This is a genomic window from Micromonospora sp. ABR4_055 (assembly GCF_056160425.1).
In genome coordinates, this window is record NZ_JBSWXD010000153.1 from 1 (window position 1) to 16635 (window position 16635).

The window sequence follows — 16635 nt, forward strand, 5'->3', positions numbered from 1 at the left end:
TCGGCCGCGTCTGCCGGCCGGGCCGGTCGGGTACGGTCTGGCCGCCGCCCTGCTGGCCGACCTGGTCGACGCGGGCGCGTTGCGGGTGCACAGTGGCCGGTTGTGGCTGGCCGCGCGGCACGTACCGGTGGACGTGCTCGGCGGCTGGATCCTGCGCTGGCTGGCGGCGGAGCCGCGACACCGGCGGGTAGGGACGTGGTTGGCGTTGTTGGCGCCGCGGGCGCATGGCCAGGTCGCGCGGCGGCTGACCGCGGCGGGCGTGGTCCGGCCCCGGACGGTACGCCGCCGGCTGCTGACCACCGCCGTGGTCCATGTGCCGACGGACATGAACCGGGCCGCCTGGGCCTGGGCCCGCCTGACCGTACGCCTACAGCGCGGTGAGCCGCTGCCGGATCTGGAGGCGCGGCTGGGCGGGTTGTGTCTGGTGACCGGGCTGGACGACTTCGTGCTCACCGGCCTGCCGCCGGCGGCCCGCCGCCACCTGCACCGGGAAACCGCCGCCCGCCTGCCGGCCGAGATCGCCGAACTGTTCACCATCGCCCGCCACCGCCTCGACGGCGCCGCCCACCGCCGCCACTGACCCTCCCCACTAACCCTGCTGCATCCCCTTGAAAGATCGAACTACCTGCGTGAACCGACTACCTCGGTGGGACGATACTGGTCCACGATTTGGCTCACGAACCGATCCAACGAACCTTGGGCTCGCTGACCACCATCATCGATGCTGTTGTCGATCTGGTGCACGCGACCGCGCCACCGGAGGTGACGGGCAAGCTGGTGCGAGTCGTCCGAGCCGTAGAGCCCTTGCTCGGCGATGCTGGGTAGCAGGTGGTTGTCCGGCAGGACCAAGGATAGCGTTCCGCCGTCGATGCGGGACTCGGGTGGCTCCGCACGTCGGCGCAGTCGCGTGGCACGCAGTTCCGCCGGCGCAGTTACGTACAGGACCTGGGATCGCGACCGGATGTCATCGAATTCGTACAGCGCCCTAACTAGGTCCGATCGTGCGAACTCAACCAACGTCACCTCCGACTCGTTCAGAGTGTTCCGTACGACGTTGGCGAGCGCACGCAGCGCAGGCGTCAAGACGCTTTCGCTCCCGACGGTGAACGCGCCACCGGGGTATGGCGTGAACCCACCAGTCGTCGTCCCTTCAAGCTTGAGTAGTTCGTGGATGAAGCCCTGGAAGGCGTATGGGTAGTCGCTGAGCGAGCGGCATCGAACCCGGCTGCGCTGGAGCATCTCGACGATAATCTTGCGGAGATGGGATTTCCCGGTTCCAGGGAGTCCGACAACGAATATGACGGATGCACTGTGGCGGAAGGCCAGGTGCGGGAGCACCTTCTCCACCACGCCGTTGCTCAGGCCAAGGTTGTGGCGGGCGGCCTGAAGTGATCGGACGACCTGCGCGACATTGGGGGTCCCGCCTTCTCCGGCCTGGTTGAGAATCTTTTCTGCTATAACCGTTTCGAGGGAGTTTGATGCGCGCCATTCTTTTTCGAAATGGTCGCCGAACACTTGGACCGGGCTGGTGCCGGAGATTCGCGCCGGCTGGTCACGATCCTTGTTGTGATGGTTGACGATCGCGGTCGGTTCGATTCCGTTTTGCCCAGAGAAAATATGGTAGCTAAGGCTTTCTGCGCCTAGGCCGCGCTCGGCGACGTTGACATCGATTCCACGAGAGACAAGTTCAGAGCCTGCTCGCAGACAATTGTCGGAGTCCAAGGTCAGCACGCGGACCCTGCCGCGTTTGTTGATTTCGTCCCACGAGTCCTGGATCTCCGCGACGTGCTTCTCCTGGCCGGCTGGAGACAACCGTGGTGCGACCACGGAGAGCTCTGAGACGCCTACGCGGAGCGACTCCCGGAGTACGCTGCCGAGGTATGTGGCTCGCCAGACGGATCGGACCAACGCGGTCGGAACCCGACGCTTCCGCCACAGGATCCCCAAAATGGTGCCGGTCGCAGCAACGATCAGCCCGCTTGCTACCGGGAAAAGGACGTCGCCCAGAACATCCATGATCGCCACCTCCGTATGCTGCGTCTGGCGTTGCAGGCTGGCATTGCCCTATGCGTGGTCTCGATAAACAGCGATGAAAGTCGATGCTGAACGTTGCGAGGTCCGAGCACCTGGTCCCAGTGACAGGTCTTGGTCTCAGCCGAGTTAGTTGACCCGCCGACTACGCAACGGCTTGCATCTGCCGGCGTCGCTAGCAGGTTGATCAGGATCCCTGTCGGCTTGCGCAAGATCGTCATCCACCTGAGTGAGCTGTCTGATCTCCTCGTGGTCCCGATCAAGATCGCGTTAAACGATCTTGAAGCGTTCGCCAAGCCGCGCCGGCAGCCCTGCGCGAGGCTGACGATTGACTCGTGGAGTTCGAAGTGAGTTCTCGGCGTATAGACCAGACTGCTTGACTGTTCTGGCAGCGCGGTGCCCTGTTTGATGGAGAAGCGCAGCTGCCCAGGCGGTTGACGTGACTGGGCCACGGGTGGGACAGGAACACGCCGTCGCCTGCACGGGTGCCTTGCCGGGTATCCATAGAGGGGTGTGATTTTCGCACCGTAGTAGAAGAGTGGAGCTCCGATGCGTGCGCGGCTGCGAAGCTGGGCAGCGGTGGGCGGCCGGGTGGCCGCTGCCCGCGAGCTGGCCGGGTTCAGCCAGCGTGAGCTGGCCGAACGACTCGACATACACCGTTCGGCGTTGACCCGTGTCGAGCTCGGCCAGCGTCAACTGGACGCGCTTGAGCTGGCACGGATCGCCGAGCTGCTCGGCCGTACCGTCGAATGGTTTCTCACCGCCCCGGCGGAGACCCTCGTCAGCAGGCGGGCCGGGATCTCGGCCGACCAGGACGTGCAGCGACTGGAAGACGCGCTGGACCGCGTGAGCCGCGACGTCGAGCTGCTGTCCGACGTCGGAGCACTGACGATGGCGGCCACAGGCCTGCAATCGGGCGTCACCACACTCGCCGAAGCGGAAGCCGGCGCGGCCGAAGCGCGCGCCCTGCTCGGCTGCGGTGACGGCCCCTTGGTCGACCTGCAGGCGGCGGTCGAGCGGCTGGGCCTGCTCGCGTTCTCGCTCGACCTGGGTCCGGGGGTGATCGACGGCGGCTACCTGCGGGTTGGTCAAACAGGTGTGGCGCTGGTCAACGGTGCCGCGATCGCCGGTCGGCGGCGGGTGAATCTCGCGCACGAGCTCGGTCACCACCTGCTCGCCGATGAGTACACAGCGGACGTCGGTGGCGGCTCCGGCCGGTCCGACCGCGAAGCGCTGATCGACGCCTTCGCGATCCACTTCCTCATGCCACGAACGTCGGTCATTGCCCGCTGGGCCGAGCTGTCGGGCGAGTGGGACCACCCTCGGCAACGGCTGATCGTCCTGGCCGCCGAATACCGGGTGAGCTGGTCGGCGGCCGTTTCCCACGCGTACACCTTGGAGCTGATCTCCCGGGCCGAGTTCGAGCTGCTGCAGGTGCAGCGGCCGACTGCCGGCGACTACCTCGAGGTACGCGGCGCGCGGTTCGCGCAGGAGCTTCGGTCTCCGGCGCTCGCCCCGGCGTACGCGCAGGCGGCGATGCGCGCCTACCGGCGCGGCGTGATCAGCGCGGACCGGGTCGTCGAGCTGCTGCACCGGACCGTGACCCTCGACGACCTGCCCTCCCCGCACCCGATGCCCATCGAAGCGTCGCTGCGATCCAGCAGCCCATGATGGCCAGCTGACAGGTACAGCACGGCAATCGTCACCGGTCGCAAGGAGCACTATGCTCCATGAATTCGTCCAGCACGCCTATCCTGGCCTTGCTGTGGCCTCGTTCTGGGACGACAGCGAGTACGCGCTTGACACCTACGTCGACGCGCCGCCGTCGGACGCTCTGATCGCATCGGTGCAGGCCGAACTGGGCTTCCGTCTGCCGACGTCGTACCTGACGCTGATGAGGTCGCACAACGGCGGGATACCGCGTGACCCGTGCTGCCCTGCGCCGAGCCGGACCACATGGGCGCAGGATCACGTCGCCGTGGACGGCATCATGGGGATCGGGAGGAAGAAGCGATACTCGCTGGCAGGTGAAGCCGGCAGTCGGTTCTGGATCGAGGAATGGGCCTATCCGCCGATCGGCGTGTACTTCGCAACCTGCCCCTCTGCTGGGCACGACATGATCGCGTTCGACTACCGGGACTGCGGCCCGGACGGCGAGCCGCAGGTGGTCCATGTAGATCAAGAGTGGGACTACCAGGTGACCGTGCTCGCCCCAGACTTCGTGTCCTTCCTGCAGGCTCTGCGGCCCGAGAGCGAGTACGACGAGTGCTGAGAGAAGCGGACGTCATGGGATCGCCCGAATCAGTGACGACAGAGCTCGTCGCCCGTACTGCGGGCGGCGGACACGGGTGTCGAGACGGCGGGGACTTCATCGAGGTGAGGCTCAGATACCTCACCTCGCGATTTTGACGTGCGTCAGCCTCACCTCGACGACACATTTGGATGCCAGACCAGCCCGGCTACCCGCCGGCACGTGAGCACGCGCGCCGGCAGTAGGCGCGAGCCAGATCATGATCGATCGGCGTAGTCCGGTGACGACAACGATCGGTGGGCTGGTGGACGCATGGCCAGACGACGACGCACACCGCGGCGCATCCGGCGGGAGGCGCCAGGCTGATCGTTGAGGGCCGACACCTCGAAGGGTTCAAGCTCGGGACGCTCAGCCAGGGCGAGGGCACAGGCATACGGCCTGACGTCCGGCAGCCGCAGCATCATCAGCGTTTGCGCCAGTACGCCGAGCAGCACTGTCCGGTCGGCGTTCGGGTGCCGGGCGGTCGTGGCGAGCAAGCGATTGCGATCCCATCGGTCGAGGTCGTCTGTCGGCAAGGTAGACAGGGTTCGTGCGTCGGCGAGCGGATGTTCGGCGACCGCTTGGCGCACGAACGAGTACGGGCTGGTCGCCAGGGTATGCAACACCGCCTGGTCGATTCGAGGATCGGCGACGAGATCCAGGTAGTCCCGAGGCGAACGCGAGCGGGGCAGCAATTCGTCGATGTCAGCCAGCGCCATACCAGCGTCCGGCGCGACCGGCTGGATGGACGCCGCAGGTCGGGCAGACGCGGCCGGGTCGGTGCCGTTCGTTGCCGCACGCGAGGCAGTGCGTATCGGAGTTGATGCCGGCTGCTTGGCGGTCGAGGACCGCTTGGACGACGGTGTCCAGTGGTGCTGTCGGGTGGTGTTCCGGGTCGGGGCAGTAGGCGATGTCTGACCAGCCCCACGAGTTCCAGGGCGGCGATGTCCGTAAGCACCGCCGGCCAGCCAGCTTCTCCTGACGGCGCTGGCCGGCGTACTCGGCTGCGCGGGGCAGGACCACGTCGCGTACCCGCTGCAGTTCGTCGACGGCGCGGACGAGCGCGCCGGGGTCGTCGTCGGGCCGGCGTGGGATGCGCGCGGAGGCGACCAGGTAATGCCAGGTGGCGCGGAATCCGTACGGCGCGCAGTGCTGGGTGCACTCCCGCAACGCGGACAGCCTGCGTTGTGGCGCAAGCGTGCTGTCGCGTACGCGGCGCGCCTGCGCCGGGAAGCTGGTCATGGACCCGATCATCGCCCTCGCCGTAACGCGGCGCGACAGGGTTCTCTGGCCGGACCATCTCGCGGGGCTTGGTCGCCGGTAGCTCTATGTTCAGGCAGCGTTGAGCTTTCGCAAGACGTACTGGTTGAGGCTCATGCCATCCTCAGCGGCGCGGATAGCCAGTTCGCGGTGCAGGCTCTCTCCGACGCGGAGGTTGAACTTGCCTGAGTAGCTGCGGTCAGCGAACGGCTGCGGCACCTGCTCGCCCTGCTCCTCCATGTCGGCGAGCACTTCACGCAGTAGATCCTGGATTCCCTGGAGAGCCTTGATCTGGGTGGATGCTAGCCACGAGAGGGATGGGAACTCGGCGCAGGTAGCGAGAAACTCGCCGTCCTCGGCCGACCACGTGACGCGGTAGGTGAAGTGAGACACCTTGGGCCGGTCAGCGGACTGCATCACAGCACCTCCTTCTTCTCGATCGCCTTGAGCACCTGCCGCACCTGATACGCCTTGGCCTTTCCTTTGTCGTTTTGGATATTGACTCGAGGGTCGCCCGGCCAGGGCATCTTGAACACGGCATGGGAGCTGCTGTCTTGTCGCGGCTTCCCGAAGTAGTGCTCGCACACCCGGTAGAGGTCGTTGTAGGCGATGTTCTGCTGGCTTCTTCGCATCGCTTCAACGAGCTTCTCTACGGACGGCATGGGTCGATGGTACCGCTGGTGGTACTACACCTGCAACCTGTCGAGGTATGCAAGGCGTACCAGATCTTGCCGATCTATCCTTCAGTAGTGCGATTTTCGCACCATTGAGGCGGGAGTGGGGCTGTGATGCGTGCACGGCTGCGAAGCTGGACAGCGGTGGGTGGCCGGGTGGCAGCCGCCCGCGAGCTGGCCGGGTTCAGCCAGCGTGAGCTGTCCGAACGACTCGGCATCCACCGCTCGGCGTTGACCCGTGTCGAGCTCGGCCAGCGTCAACTGGACGCGCTCGAGCTGTCGCGGATCGCCGAGCTGCTCGGCCGTACCGTCGAGTGGTTTCTCACCGTCCCGGCGGAGACCCTCGTCAGCAGGCGGGCCGGGATCTCGGCCGACCATGGCGTGCAGCGACTGGAAGACGCGCTGGACCGCGTGAGCCGCGACGTCGAGCTGCTGTCCGACGTCGGAGCACTGACGATGGCGGCCACAGGCCTGCAATCGGGCGTCACCACACTCGCCGAAGCGGAAGCCGGCGCGGCCGAAGCGCGCGCCTTGCTCGGCTGCGGAGACGGCCCCTTGGTCGACCTGCAGGCGATGGTCGAGCGGCTGGGCCTGCTCGCGTTCTCGCTCGACCTGGGTCCGGGGGTGATCGACGGCGGCTATCTGCGGACCGGTCAAGTGGGCGTGGCGCTGGTCAACGGTGCCGCGATCGCCGGTCAGCGGCGGGTGAATCTCGCGCACGAGCTCGGTCACCACCTGCTCGCCGACTAGTACGCGGCGGACGTCAGTGGCGGCTCCGGCCGGTCCGAGCGGGAAGCGTTGATCGACGCCTTCGCGATCCACTTCCTGATGCCCGGGCCGTCAGTCAGGTCCCGCTGGGCCGAGCTGTCGGGCGAGTGGGACTACCCCCGTCAACGACTGTTCGTCCTGTCGGCCGAGTATCGGGTGAACTGGTCGGCGGTTGTTTCCCACGCGTACACCTTGGAACTGATATCCCGGGCCGAGCGCGACCTGTTGCAGGCGCAGCGGCCGACCGTCGGCGACTACATCGAGGTACGTGGCGCGCGGTTCGCGCAGGAGCTTCGGTCGCCGGCGCTCGCCCCGGCGTACGCGCAGGCGGCGATGCGCGCCTACCGGCGGGGCGTGATCAGCGCCGACCGAGTCGTCGAGCTGCTGCACGGCACCGTGACCCTCGACGATCTGCCCACCCCCGCATCAGATGCCCATCGAAGCGCGGCTGACGGCCGACGTGCATCGAGGTGACGCTCGGACACCTCACGGGGCAATTTTGACGTGCGTAGGCGTCACCTCGACGGAGCATCCGAAGCGGCTGCTGGAGTTGTACGAGCTCCGGGCTGCGACCACAGCCGCCTGGAGGTGCCCGGCCTCGACTCCGCGAACGTTGAGCGGCGGGTGCACGCTCCGGACAAAGTTGGGCCTCGATCGTTTCCGGCTCCGCGGCCTCCGCCCAGGTCAGGCGCAGGTTTGCGGGCATCCACGCGGTCAGCCGGTTTCACCCTCAGGGATCAGGACCACCCGATCGGTCCAGGTTGTCCGGTACCCCTCGGACACCAGATGCCCGGCCAACGTACGACGCAAGGTCGAACTGCCCGAACGCCCCTGGTGCTGGCGGACCGATCAGCGGGCTGCGCGCTACCGGCGGCACGTGGTCAGTTGATTGCGCCCTACGATTGTTCGCCGGGACCCAACAGCCGAGCGCCATGGAGCAGATATGCCGTTGACGCTGCGCCATGCCCTGGATGATCCGCCGCTGCGGCCGCTGCGGCCGCTGCCGGCTCCGGTCGGTGACCTTCTGCTCAGGCTCGACGCGCCGCCGCGGCTGGCCGCGCATCTGCGCGCCGTACACGACGTCGCCGCCCAGCTCACGGACTGGCTGACCGTTCACTACCCGACCCTGACCGTCGACCGCGACGCCGTACTCTTCGGCGCAGCCACCCACGACATCGGCAAGACCGTTCACGTGGCGGAGCTCTCCGGGCCGGGTTCGGGGCACGAGCCGGCCGGTCAACAGCTTCTGCTCGACGCCGGCATCGATCCGTACCTGGCACGCTTCGCCGCGACGCACGCCAGTTGGCAGTCGCCCGGCATCGAGTGCGAAGACCTGCTCGTCAGCCTCGCCGACAAGATCTGGAAAGCCAAACGGGTCGTCGACCTCGAACAACTCGTCGTCGACCGTCTCGCTGCCGCCTCCGGGCAGGAACCCTGGCAGGCCTTCGTCAACCTCGACGATCACCTTGACGGCATCGCGGCGGACGCTGACCAGCGGCTCGCCTTCCAGAACAGCTACCCCATCACGGACGGCTGACGTCGGTGCGCGGTTCGTTGGCGGTCTATCCCGGTACGTTCGACCCGTTCACCCCGGGGCACGGCGACCTGGTGGCCCGTGCCCGGGTGATGTTCGACCGGATCATCGTGCTGCTGGCGGTGAACGCCGACAAGCAACCGACCGCCGAGGCCACGGCCAGGGCGGTACGCGTGCGCGACGCCCTCCCGGCGGACTGGGGCAACGTCGAGGTCGACGCGTGGGCCGGCCTGACCGCCACCTACTGCCTGCGCCGTGGTGCCACGGTCATCGTCCGTGGCGTGCGTACGGCTGCAGACGTCCACTACGAGCACCAGCTCGCCGCGATGAACGAGCGGCTCGGTGTCCGGACCGTCTGGTTGCCGACCCGTCCGCAGCTGGCCGCCATCTCGTCCACCGTCGCACGAGCACAGCATGCGGCGAAGTCGGCCCGTGCGTCGTACGACGCTGGGGGTCGGGTCAGTTCTCCACGAGGGTCCGCAGTGTCCGGCGAAGCTGACTTGTCGCACTCGGACTGATCCCGGCCAGGAACGCGCTCTCGGCCTTCCCGTACGCCACCTGTGCCGCGTCGTAGGTCTGCAACCCCTGTTCGGTGAGCTCAACGACGTTCCTGCGCCGGTCCGTGGGGTCCGGTCGTCGCGTGATGATGCCCTTGCGCTCAAGTACATCCAGCAAGGCGACCATCGTGGTGCGGTCGATACCGAGGGTCTGCGCCACCTGCAGCTGCGAGGTCGGTTCCCGGTGGGCCAGGACCCGGAGCGCTCCGAAGTCCTTGCTGTCGATCCCCAGTGGCTCGAGCGCTGCGTCGGTCAACGCGGTGAGCTTCAGGGCCGCGTGCTTGAGGAGGTACCCCAGGACCTCGTGCGGGTCAGCGGTGTCGCTCGGCTCGGTGGACACGGCTCCCATCTTAGGGCATAGTCTGATCGTCAGTACCGCTGACGATCAGACTTACTGCGAAAGGCTTGTCATGATCATCGTTACCGGAGGGGTCGGGTTCATCGGCTCCCACACCGTCCGCGCCCTCGCCGAGGCCGGCGAGGAGTGCGTCCTGCTCCAGCGCCGCACCCCCCAAATCCCCCCACACCTGGCGGACCTGCCCATCCACGTCGTCCAGGCCGACGTCGCCGACCTCGACGCGCTGCTCGCCGTCGGCCGGCGGTACCCGATCACCGGAATCGTGCACCTCGCCCTCGCCCTGCCCTGGCCGGCGACCGACGTCGACCCGATCGGAGCGACGGGAGGAGCCCTGGAGGCGTTCCTCAACATCGTCCGCGTCGCGCAGACCTGGGGTGTGCGCCGCGTCGTCACCGCCAGCACCATCGGCGTCTACGGCTTCACCTCTGAAGGTGCGCTCACCGAGGACGTGCCGATCCCCTTGGGGCACGTCCACGCCATCCCGACGTTCAAGAAGATCACCGAACTCCTCGCCGGCCACCTCTCAGACGTGACCGACGTGGACATCATCAACGCCCGCATCTGCGGCACCTGGGGTCCCGGCGGACACCTGCCCGACCCGTTCTTCGCCGCGCCCTCCCTGGCTTATGCCGCAGCCCGGCGCAGCGAACCCGACCTGTCCGGACTCCTCGCACCGCCGCACGCCGAAGACGCTCTCGACCTGCTCTACGTCAAGGACACCGGTCGCGCACTCGCGCTGCTGCAGCTCGCCGAGAAGCTGACCAACTCCACGTACAACGTCGCCTCTGGTCGCGCCACAAGCAACGCCGAAGTCGTCACCGCGATCGCCTCTGTCGAGCCCGGCTTCCAGTGCGAACTTGCCTCGGGCGGAGGCCGCCCGGTGAGCTGGCTCGACATCACCCGCCTGCGCGAGGACACCGGATTCAACCCCCAGTACGACACCGCCGCGGCTGCCGCTGACTACATCGCCTGGCTGCGCGCGGGAAACCAGCGGTAGCTCCCGGCCGACTGTGTGGGTGAGGGGGTGTGGTCCGGCCTGGCCGGGATGCCCGGCAGCGATGCTCCTACCTCATTCGGCCCCGGTAGCCGACAGGGCCCTCTCCGACCCGCTGGTGGGTCCCCAGGAAGGTGTCGTCACGGAAGGCGATCGTGCCGTTTCCGCCCCGGTTGTCGCGCCAGGCCAACCGGGTGAGCGGGCGACCACCCACCCCCACCGCGAGCAGGAGGTCGTGCGAGGGATACCAGCCACCACCCCAGCCTTCCTGGGCCACGTATCGCGAGGTATCCCTGGTGGCGGGACTACGTTCGATGAGCTGGCCCCGGAACTCCTTCGGTCGCTTGCCCGGCCGGCGACACCAGCCGTAGAAGGCGGCTTGCTGGGCCTCGAAGGTGACGGCGTACTCGGCGCCGGACTCGTCCGCCCAGGCCACGTGCTCGAGCAGGCAATGCTCGCCCCGGTCGATGAAGAGAGTGACCTCACCCCGGCTGGTGGCGTACCTCAGCACCGGATCTGCGATCAGCTGGCTTTCGAGCGCCGACCTGGCCTGGTCATGTGCGTGCATCGGGTCGATCGTCACCCGGTACAGCCACAGCATGCTCTTGGCATCGCCACCGCTTTCCACCCGCAGCGTATTGCGGCCGGCCAGCAGATCCTCGGCCGAGACGGCGAAGATCAGCCGCTGCGGCAGCCCGCCACCGTTCGGGATCCGCAGCCGGTCGGCCAGTGGCCTGCCGTTGAGGCGAACGGTCAGCGGGGCGTGTCCGGGCGAGCCGGAGAGCATCGACGCGAGCGCCACGACGGCGACGCATGCCTCGCCGACGACGCCCGGATCGGGCACGTCGAACTCCAGCTCGACCGAGCCGCATGCATTGATGGCCAGGTGACCGTCGGCGTTCCACGACCGGTCGATGCCGGTGATGGTCACGTTGCCGGTGCGCGCCGGGTCGGTGCCGAAGTCGGCGTAGGTGGGCTCCATCTGGACGCCGGTGCGGTCGTCGACATGTGCGGCAGGAGCCGGCTGCGGGTCCAGCAGCACCTCGTACGTCGCGACCGTGCGTTCGTTCTTGCCGTACCCGATGTTGGCCGCGCCGAAAGCGGGCCGCACCTTGCCGACGTGCAGCGCGCCGGGCGCGACCGCGGCACGGGCGACGTAGAGCGGTTCGCCGCTGTGCTCCCGGCCCACCGGCGTCGCGTCCGACGGCACTGCGCCGTCTGACCCGATGCCCCAGACGCCGCGATCCATCAGCACTTCGTACTCGTCGACGCTGACCTCCGCGCCGCCCCAGGCGATAAGGGCGGCACCAAGATCAGGACGGACCCGGCCCGGGTGCATACCCCCGTGCAGCTCGGCGCGGCACACCCAGAGCAGCGCGCCGTTCTCCTCGTAGCCGTGGGGTGCCGCGCCGGCCGGGATCTGTCCTGCGCTGGCGGTCTCCCAACGGTAACCGCTTTCGAACTCTTCCATCCATGAAGGATAGTTCAGCTCCTCGGGCCGACGGCCACCCTGGGTCGTCAGGACGCCGTCAGGGTCTACCTGTCCCGGGTGGCGTCCTGCTGTTCAAGCCAGGTCAGGATCGTCCGGGTCGTCTCTTCCGGCTTCTCCTGCTGGATCCAGTGCCCGCAGTCCAGGGTGACCACGTCCACATTGGGCACGAACTCCGCCAGCCTGGCGGACTTGGCGATCGCGTCCCGGTCGCCGTAGATCATGAGGGTGGGCTGTCGGATGATCGGGTCGACGTCCGCCAGCAGATGCCAGTTGCGGTCGAGGTTGCGGTACCAGTTGATGCTGCCGGTGAACCCGGTCGACTCGAACGCGGCGACGAAGACGGCCAGTTCGCTGTCGCTCATCACCGGCTCACCGAGTGGTGCTGCCGCCCTGGCCAGCTCGATGAACGCCATGCCCGGCCGAGGCTGCACCATGGGCAGGTTCTTCCGGTACAGGTTGCGCAGGAACTGGTAGGTGTTCTCGTCGAACACGGCGTCCGCGACACCCGGCTGCCGGTTGAAGTGGACGAAGTAGAAGTCGCCACCGAGTACGGATTCCATCAGCTCGATCCAGGGCGTCTCGCCGCGCTCCTGGTACGGCAGACTCAGGTTGATCACCTTGTTGACGCGGTCCGGATGCAGCAGGGTCAGCCCCCAGACGACCATCGCACCCCAGTCGTGGCCGACGAAGGTGGCATCGTCGTACCCGTAGTGATCGAGCAGCGCGACGAGATCACCCGACAGGTGCGCGATGTCGTAGTCGGTCACCTCGCTCGGGCGCGACGAATTGCCGTAGCCGCGCTGGTTCGGGACGATGACGTGGTAGCCCGCTTCAGCGAGGGCCGGCATCTGGTGACGCCAGGAGTAGGCATGCTCCGGCCAGCCGTGACAGAGCACGATCGGCTTTCCGGCATTCTGCCGGCCAGCCTCGAAGACTTCGAGCTTCACACCGTTGACGGGGACAAGACTGGGTTCGGGAAAGTTCATGTCGCCATCCTGCCGACCATAACCGGTCACCTCATGACCGGTTTATCTGACAATCTTGGCGGCATGCGAACCGACCGGCTGGTGGCCGTACTCCTGCTGCTGCAACAGCGCGAGCAGGTGACCGCGGCGGAGGTCGCCCGGGAGCTGGAGGTCTCCGAACGCACCGCCCGCCGCGACCTCGACGCCCTGGCCATGGCCGGGGTGCCCGTGTACTCGACGCAGGGCCGGGGCGGCGGCTGGCGCCTCGTCGGCGGTGCCCGTACCGACCTGTCCGGGTTGACCGCAGGCGAGGCCCGCGCCCTGTTCCTGGTCGCCGGCCCGGCCTCGGCCACGACGCCGGCCGTGAAAACCGCGCTGCGCAAGCTCGTCCGTGCCCTGCCGGAGCCCTTCCGGGCGCCGGCCGAGGCGGCAGCGTCGTCGATCGCGATCGACCCGCAACGATGGGGGGCGGGCCGGGTCGATCGCCCGCCGCCGCGCCTCCTCGACGAACTCCAGGACGCGGTGATCCGGGGCGTCCAGGTGCGGCTCGGCTACGTCGACAGGACCGGCACCGTAACCGAGCGGACCGTCCACCCGCTGGGCATCGTCGCCAAAGATCCGTGGTGGTACCTCGTCGCCACCACCGAGTCTGGCCGGCGGACCTTCCGGATCGACCGCGTCTCGTCCGTCGACCCCACCGACGATCCAGTGCACCGACCCGCGGACTTCGACCTTGCCGAGAGCTGGCGGGAGATCGCCGACGAGGTCGACCGCAGGCGGATGCCCGTCGAGATCCAGGCGGTCTGCGCGCCCGACGGGATCGGCACGCTCCGGATGGCGCTCGGCGACCGGCTCGAGGTGGGTGGCCCCACGGCCGACGGCCGCGTCGAGGTCGTGATCCGTGGCTACAGCGAGTACACGCTCGCCGGCGAGCTCGCCTGGCAGGTCGAATGGCTGGAGGTGACCGGCCCCGCCGGGGTGCGGGACCAGCTGGCCGCGATCGGCACCGCGCTCGTCGAGCGGTACGGCTGAGACGCACGCACCGGCTGAAAGCCCGTCGAGCGGTACGGCTGAGAGCGCCTGCGCCAGCGGAGGCCCGTCGTCACCCGGTCTGGAGCAGGCCGCGGTTGACCATGAAGTCCCGCAACGTCTCGACGTCGTCGGCGGACATCAACTCACGGGGGATCACGGTCGCCGGCATCCGGCCCACGTACACGATCCAGAAGCCGGGGGTGTCGAGCACCTTGCTGACCCTGTCCCAGGCGATGTCGCCGAACTCCGTACCGCTGCGCATTGTGATGGTGTCGTCGGTGATGTCGTAGCCGCCGTCGACCGCGTACTCGCCGGACCGGCGCCGGGCCCGCGAGCGCACCCACGGCCCGTACAGCATCGACAGCACACCGGCGGTGACCAGCGACATCCACAGCAGCGAGAACTGCTCGCCCCAGCCGTACTCCCGCCCGCCGACGAAAGCGGCCACCCCGGTCGCCGCCAGGACCGCGCCGATGTAGCCGTACTTGGCCAGCCGCACCCGGCTGAGCGCGGCGGCCGCCTTACCCGGGTAGTCGGGATCGGCGGGGACGTCGAAACGGATACGCACCCCAGCACGATAGTGCCCACACCCGCCGCCGCCGCGAAGTCCCGCCGGGCCTGCTCGTCCAGGTCGGCCGCGTCCGCGCCGTCGAACGGCTCCCAGCCCGGAAACGGCACGACACCGGCGTCGACCTCGAAGAAGTCTGCGTACGTGTCTCCGTCGACCGCCGGGACGCCACCGATCAGCACGACCTTCGCCACCCGCTCGGGCCGGGCGTCGGCCGCCATCCAGACCAGGGTGCAGGCCGCCGAATGCCCCACCACCACCGACCTGCCCGGTCCCGCGTCCACGGCCGCGAGCACCGCGGCCAACTGGTCGGCGAGCGTCGCCGACGTGTTCCCGTCGCCTGACCCGGCAGGGTCACCGGCACCCGACGCCGGTCCATCTTCTCCAACTCGGCGGCGACGTCGGTCCACGCCGACCCGTCGAGCCACAAGCCACCGATGAGCACGATCTGTTCTGCGGTCATGGGCTCAACCTAACGGCGATTCCGGACGTTCTACTTCCGGTACTGTCTGCGCTGTGCGCACCGGACCGAGCCCGACCGCCCGCGCGGTGCGGACGCTCGAAATCCTGCGGGAACGCCCCGGCACCACCGCCGACCAGCTCGCCGCCGCCCTGGGCGTGACCGAGCGGGCTGCGCGACGCTACATCGGCATCCTTCCGGGAGGCCGGCATCCCGGTCGAATCGGTCCGAGGGCCGTACGGCGGCTACCGGCTCGGCCGGGGCACCCGGCTGCCGCCGGTGGTCTTCACCCAGGAACAGGCTCTCGGCCTGGTCATGGCCGTACTCGACGGGCAGCCCGCCGCGATCGACCCCGACGACCCGATCGGCGCGGCACTCAGCAAGGTCATCCGGGCGCTGCCCGACAACATCGGACGGCAGGCGGCGGCCCTGCGGGGGTACGCCTCGGCCGCCCCCGACCGGCATTCGGCCCGTACGGACCCGACCATCACGAACGCCCTGGTCACCGCCGTCGCCGACCGGCGCCGGGTCGCGATCACCTATCGCGGCGAGAGCGGCGAGCAGTACGACGCCGAGGTCGACCCGTGGGCGGTAGTGGTCCGGCACCGACGCTGGTACCTGCTGTGCCACTCGCACCGCGCCGACGCGGTACGCACGTACCGGATCGACCGGGTCCGGGCCGTGCGGCAGCTGCCGCACGGCTTCACCCCGCCCGACGACCTGGACCCGGTCGCCGCGCTGGAGGTCCATCTCGGCGCCGGCTGGCAGTACCGCACCCGGGTCGTGTTCCACGCGCCGCGGGAGCGGGTCGCACCGTGGATCCGGCCGCCAATGGGCCGCCTCACTCCGGCCGGCGACCGGTGCGTTCTGGTCGGCAGCACCCGGAACCCCGCGATGTACGCCCAGGAGTGGCTGGCTGCCGTTCCGTTCGACTTTACTGTGGAAGAAGGCCCCGAGCTGCGGGCGGCCGTCGCCACGGTCGCGGCCCGCTTCAGCGCGGCTCTCTCGCCCGCGCCGGACCCGCCGCCGCTGGACGGACGACCGAACCAGCGCCGGACAGATTAGCGAATACCGTGACGAGGAGTGACTTGCGGCGGCGCATCCTGCATTACTCCCGATTCTGGACAGATCTGTCATGCAGGTAGGAGAGCGCCGGGTCATCGTGCTGGGCGCTGTCAATCGTCACTACCGCTACTGAGCGTTAGGTGCGAGGGGCGGGCACACTGTGCGGGTGAGCATCGTTGGTTGCCTCCTACCGTCGCGCCTCTCCGACACCGACCGGGTGCCGGTGGTACGGCGATGACCACCCCCGGGTCGGGTGCCATCCTGACGATGGTCGAGGCGATCAGCCGGACCCGCGACCTTGGTGAGTTCGCGGAGGCCGGCTGTCGCGAACTGTTCCGCCTCGTGCCCTGTGTCAGTACGTCGTACACGGAGGTCAACCTCAGGACCAAGATGGTGTCCGGATACCTGTGGCCGTACCCGGGCGTCGAATGGTTCGAGCGGCACGCCGCACTGCTCGGCCGCCTCGCGCTAGAGAACCCGTTGATCGCCCACATGTCTAGACGAGTTGTTCCGAAGTCCCGTCAGTGGTCGTAGGCGATCAGGGACCGGGTGACGGGTGCGCCGGTCTTGTTGTTGTGCCAGATCGC

The 16635-nt window shown here is 68.3% G+C and carries 20 protein-coding genes and 2 pseudogenes; 12 read left to right on the forward strand and 10 right to left on the reverse strand.

All coding sequences use genetic code 11. From position 1 onward, the window contains the following. Positions 1 to 580: GPP34 family phosphoprotein (locus ACXAHD_RS26300; RefSeq protein ID WP_475053930.1), on the forward strand; the 580-nt coding region annotated here is incomplete at its 5' end. Positions 581 to 621: 41 nt separating this feature from the next. Here ACXAHD_RS26300 and ACXAHD_RS26305 read toward each other — a convergent pair. Then, positions 622 to 2025: a P-loop NTPase family protein gene (locus ACXAHD_RS26305; protein WP_281553192.1), complete on the reverse strand. Its 1404-nt coding sequence runs from the start codon at positions 2023 to 2025 to the stop codon at positions 622 to 624. Positions 2026 to 2235: 210 nt separating this feature from the next. Between ACXAHD_RS26305 and ACXAHD_RS26310 the strand changes: the two genes are divergently transcribed. The 3 genes from ACXAHD_RS26310 (at position 2236) to ACXAHD_RS26320 (ending at position 4303) form a co-directional block, all read left to right on the forward strand. Next, entirely contained in the window at positions 2236 to 2382 is a 147-nt protein-coding gene (locus tag ACXAHD_RS26310) for a hypothetical protein (protein WP_281553193.1), read from the forward strand. A 198-nt stretch (positions 2383 to 2580) separates the two neighbouring features. Continuing rightward, a complete protein-coding gene (locus ACXAHD_RS26315) occupies positions 2581 to 3702 on the forward strand; it encodes a helix-turn-helix domain-containing protein (protein ID WP_475053934.1) in 1122 nt (373 codons plus the stop codon). Between the two features lie 52 nt (positions 3703 to 3754). Further along, positions 3755 to 4303 carry an SMI1/KNR4 family protein gene (locus ACXAHD_RS26320; protein ID WP_281553195.1) on the forward strand — a complete coding sequence of 183 codons (549 nt, stop codon included), beginning with the start codon at positions 3755 to 3757 and terminating at the stop codon, positions 4301 to 4303. Between the two features lie 236 nt (positions 4304 to 4539). On the opposite strand, the gene ACXAHD_RS26325 is transcribed toward ACXAHD_RS26320, so the two are convergent. From ACXAHD_RS26325 to ACXAHD_RS26340, 4 genes are all read right to left on the reverse strand, one after another. Further along, on the reverse strand, positions 4540 to 5040 hold the full coding sequence (locus tag ACXAHD_RS26325; RefSeq protein WP_281553196.1) for a hypothetical protein: 501 nt from the start codon (positions 5038 to 5040) through the stop codon (positions 4540 to 4542). Beyond that, a complete protein-coding gene (locus ACXAHD_RS26330; protein ID WP_281553197.1) occupies positions 5027 to 5563 on the reverse strand; it encodes a hypothetical protein in 537 nt (178 codons plus the stop codon). Before ACXAHD_RS26330 ends, ACXAHD_RS26325 begins: the two co-directional genes overlap by 14 nt. A 90-nt stretch (positions 5564 to 5653) precedes the next feature. Next, complete coding sequence (locus ACXAHD_RS26335) at positions 5654 to 5998, reverse strand: type II toxin-antitoxin system HicB family antitoxin (protein ID WP_281553198.1); 345 nt, start codon at positions 5996 to 5998, stop codon at positions 5654 to 5656. Beyond that, positions 5998 to 6243 carry a toxin HicA gene (locus ACXAHD_RS26340; RefSeq protein WP_281553199.1) on the reverse strand — a complete coding sequence of 82 codons (246 nt, stop codon included), beginning with the start codon at positions 6241 to 6243 and terminating at the stop codon, positions 5998 to 6000. The genes ACXAHD_RS26335 and ACXAHD_RS26340 overlap by 1 nt, the downstream gene beginning before the upstream one ends. 168 nt (positions 6244 to 6411) lie before the next feature. Between ACXAHD_RS26340 and ACXAHD_RS26345 the strand changes: the two genes are divergently transcribed. The 4 genes from ACXAHD_RS26345 (at position 6412) to coaD (ending at position 9075) form a co-directional block, all read left to right on the forward strand. Beyond that, positions 6412 to 7005 (forward strand): helix-turn-helix domain-containing protein, encoded by a 594-nt coding sequence (locus ACXAHD_RS26345; protein WP_281553200.1) that lies wholly within the window; start codon positions 6412 to 6414, stop codon positions 7003 to 7005. Positions 7006 to 7053: 48 nt separating this feature from the next. Beyond that, entirely contained in the window at positions 7054 to 7497 is a 444-nt protein-coding gene (locus ACXAHD_RS26350; RefSeq protein WP_281553201.1) for an ImmA/IrrE family metallo-endopeptidase, read from the forward strand. Positions 7498 to 7966: 469 nt separating this feature from the next. Then, positions 7967 to 8560: an HD domain-containing protein gene (locus tag ACXAHD_RS26355; protein WP_281567492.1), complete on the forward strand. Its 594-nt coding sequence runs from the start codon at positions 7967 to 7969 to the stop codon at positions 8558 to 8560. A gap of 5 nt (positions 8561 to 8565) precedes the next feature. After that, the gene (gene coaD, locus ACXAHD_RS26360) at positions 8566 to 9075 is read left to right on the forward strand and encodes a pantetheine-phosphate adenylyltransferase (RefSeq protein ID WP_281553202.1); all 510 of its coding nucleotides are present in this window, start codon (positions 8566 to 8568) and stop codon (positions 9073 to 9075) included. Here coaD and ACXAHD_RS26365 read toward each other — a convergent pair. Continuing rightward, positions 9017 to 9454: a MarR family winged helix-turn-helix transcriptional regulator gene (locus ACXAHD_RS26365; RefSeq protein WP_475053941.1), complete on the reverse strand. Its 438-nt coding sequence runs from the start codon at positions 9452 to 9454 to the stop codon at positions 9017 to 9019. The genes coaD and ACXAHD_RS26365 overlap by 59 nt on opposite strands. Before the next feature lie 70 nt (positions 9455 to 9524). Between ACXAHD_RS26365 and ACXAHD_RS26370 the strand changes: the two genes are divergently transcribed. Further along, positions 9525 to 10469: an NAD-dependent epimerase/dehydratase family protein gene (locus ACXAHD_RS26370; protein WP_475053943.1), complete on the forward strand. Its 945-nt coding sequence runs from the start codon at positions 9525 to 9527 to the stop codon at positions 10467 to 10469. A 67-nt stretch (positions 10470 to 10536) separates the two neighbouring features. On the opposite strand, the gene ACXAHD_RS26375 is transcribed toward ACXAHD_RS26370, so the two are convergent. Next, complete coding sequence (locus tag ACXAHD_RS26375) at positions 10537 to 11937, reverse strand: DM9 repeat-containing protein (protein WP_475053946.1); 1401 nt, start codon at positions 11935 to 11937, stop codon at positions 10537 to 10539. A 65-nt stretch (positions 11938 to 12002) separates the two neighbouring features. After that, the gene (locus ACXAHD_RS26380) at positions 12003 to 12944 is read right to left on the reverse strand and encodes an alpha/beta fold hydrolase (protein WP_475053949.1); all 942 of its coding nucleotides are present in this window, start codon (positions 12942 to 12944) and stop codon (positions 12003 to 12005) included. 63 nt (positions 12945 to 13007) lie between these two features. Between ACXAHD_RS26380 and ACXAHD_RS26385 the strand changes: the two genes are divergently transcribed. Next, on the forward strand, positions 13008 to 13955 hold the full coding sequence (locus ACXAHD_RS26385; protein ID WP_475053952.1) for a helix-turn-helix transcriptional regulator: 948 nt from the start codon (positions 13008 to 13010) through the stop codon (positions 13953 to 13955). A gap of 70 nt (positions 13956 to 14025) precedes the next feature. Here the strand turns inward: ACXAHD_RS26385 and ACXAHD_RS26390 are convergent, their stop codons facing one another. Further along, positions 14026 to 14523 carry a YcxB family protein gene (locus ACXAHD_RS26390; protein ID WP_289212155.1) on the reverse strand — a complete coding sequence of 166 codons (498 nt, stop codon included), beginning with the start codon at positions 14521 to 14523 and terminating at the stop codon, positions 14026 to 14028. 23 nt (positions 14524 to 14546) lie between these two features. After that, positions 14547 to 14986, reverse strand: a pseudogene (locus tag ACXAHD_RS26395) (alpha/beta fold hydrolase); the annotation flags it as partial. Positions 14987 to 15141: 155 nt separating this feature from the next. On the opposite strand from ACXAHD_RS26395, the pseudogene ACXAHD_RS26400 reads away from it, so the two are divergent. After that, a pseudogene (locus tag ACXAHD_RS26400) lies at positions 15142 to 16048 on the forward strand (helix-turn-helix transcriptional regulator). A gap of 234 nt (positions 16049 to 16282) precedes the next feature. Further along, the gene (locus ACXAHD_RS26405) at positions 16283 to 16582 is read left to right on the forward strand and encodes a hypothetical protein (protein WP_475053955.1); all 300 of its coding nucleotides are present in this window, start codon (positions 16283 to 16285) and stop codon (positions 16580 to 16582) included. Positions 16583 to 16635 lie beyond the last annotated feature (53 nt).

What these genes read in the sequence shown, in the direction of transcription:
- ACXAHD_RS26315 (WP_475053934.1), top strand. Translation starts at nt 2,581, where the DNA reads ATGCGTGCGCGGCTGCGAAGCTGGGCAGCGGTGGGCGGCCGGGTGGCC.
- ACXAHD_RS26320 (WP_281553195.1), top strand. Translation starts at nt 3,755, where the DNA reads ATGCTCCATGAATTCGTCCAGCACGCCTATCCTGGCCTTGCTGTGGCC.
- ACXAHD_RS26325 (WP_281553196.1), bottom strand. Translation starts at nt 5,040, where the DNA reads ATGGCGCTGGCTGACATCGACGAATTGCTGCCCCGCTCGCGTTCGCCT.
- ACXAHD_RS26330 (WP_281553197.1), bottom strand. Translation starts at nt 5,563, where the DNA reads ATGACCAGCTTCCCGGCGCAGGCGCGCCGCGTACGCGACAGCACGCTT.
- ACXAHD_RS26335 (WP_281553198.1), bottom strand. Translation starts at nt 5,998, where the DNA reads ATGCAGTCCGCTGACCGGCCCAAGGTGTCTCACTTCACCTACCGCGTC.
- ACXAHD_RS26340 (WP_281553199.1), bottom strand. Translation starts at nt 6,243, where the DNA reads ATGCCGTCCGTAGAGAAGCTCGTTGAAGCGATGCGAAGAAGCCAGCAG.
- ACXAHD_RS26355 (WP_281567492.1), top strand. Translation starts at nt 7,967, where the DNA reads ATGCCGTTGACGCTGCGCCATGCCCTGGATGATCCGCCGCTGCGGCCG.
- ACXAHD_RS26370 (WP_475053943.1), top strand. Translation starts at nt 9,525, where the DNA reads ATGATCATCGTTACCGGAGGGGTCGGGTTCATCGGCTCCCACACCGTC.
- ACXAHD_RS26375 (WP_475053946.1), bottom strand. Translation starts at nt 11,937, where the DNA reads ATGGAAGAGTTCGAAAGCGGTTACCGTTGGGAGACCGCCAGCGCAGGA.
- ACXAHD_RS26380 (WP_475053949.1), bottom strand. Translation starts at nt 12,944, where the DNA reads ATGAACTTTCCCGAACCCAGTCTTGTCCCCGTCAACGGTGTGAAGCTC.
- ACXAHD_RS26385 (WP_475053952.1), top strand. Translation starts at nt 13,008, where the DNA reads ATGCGAACCGACCGGCTGGTGGCCGTACTCCTGCTGCTGCAACAGCGC.
- ACXAHD_RS26405 (WP_475053955.1), top strand. Translation starts at nt 16,283, where the DNA reads ATGACCACCCCCGGGTCGGGTGCCATCCTGACGATGGTCGAGGCGATC.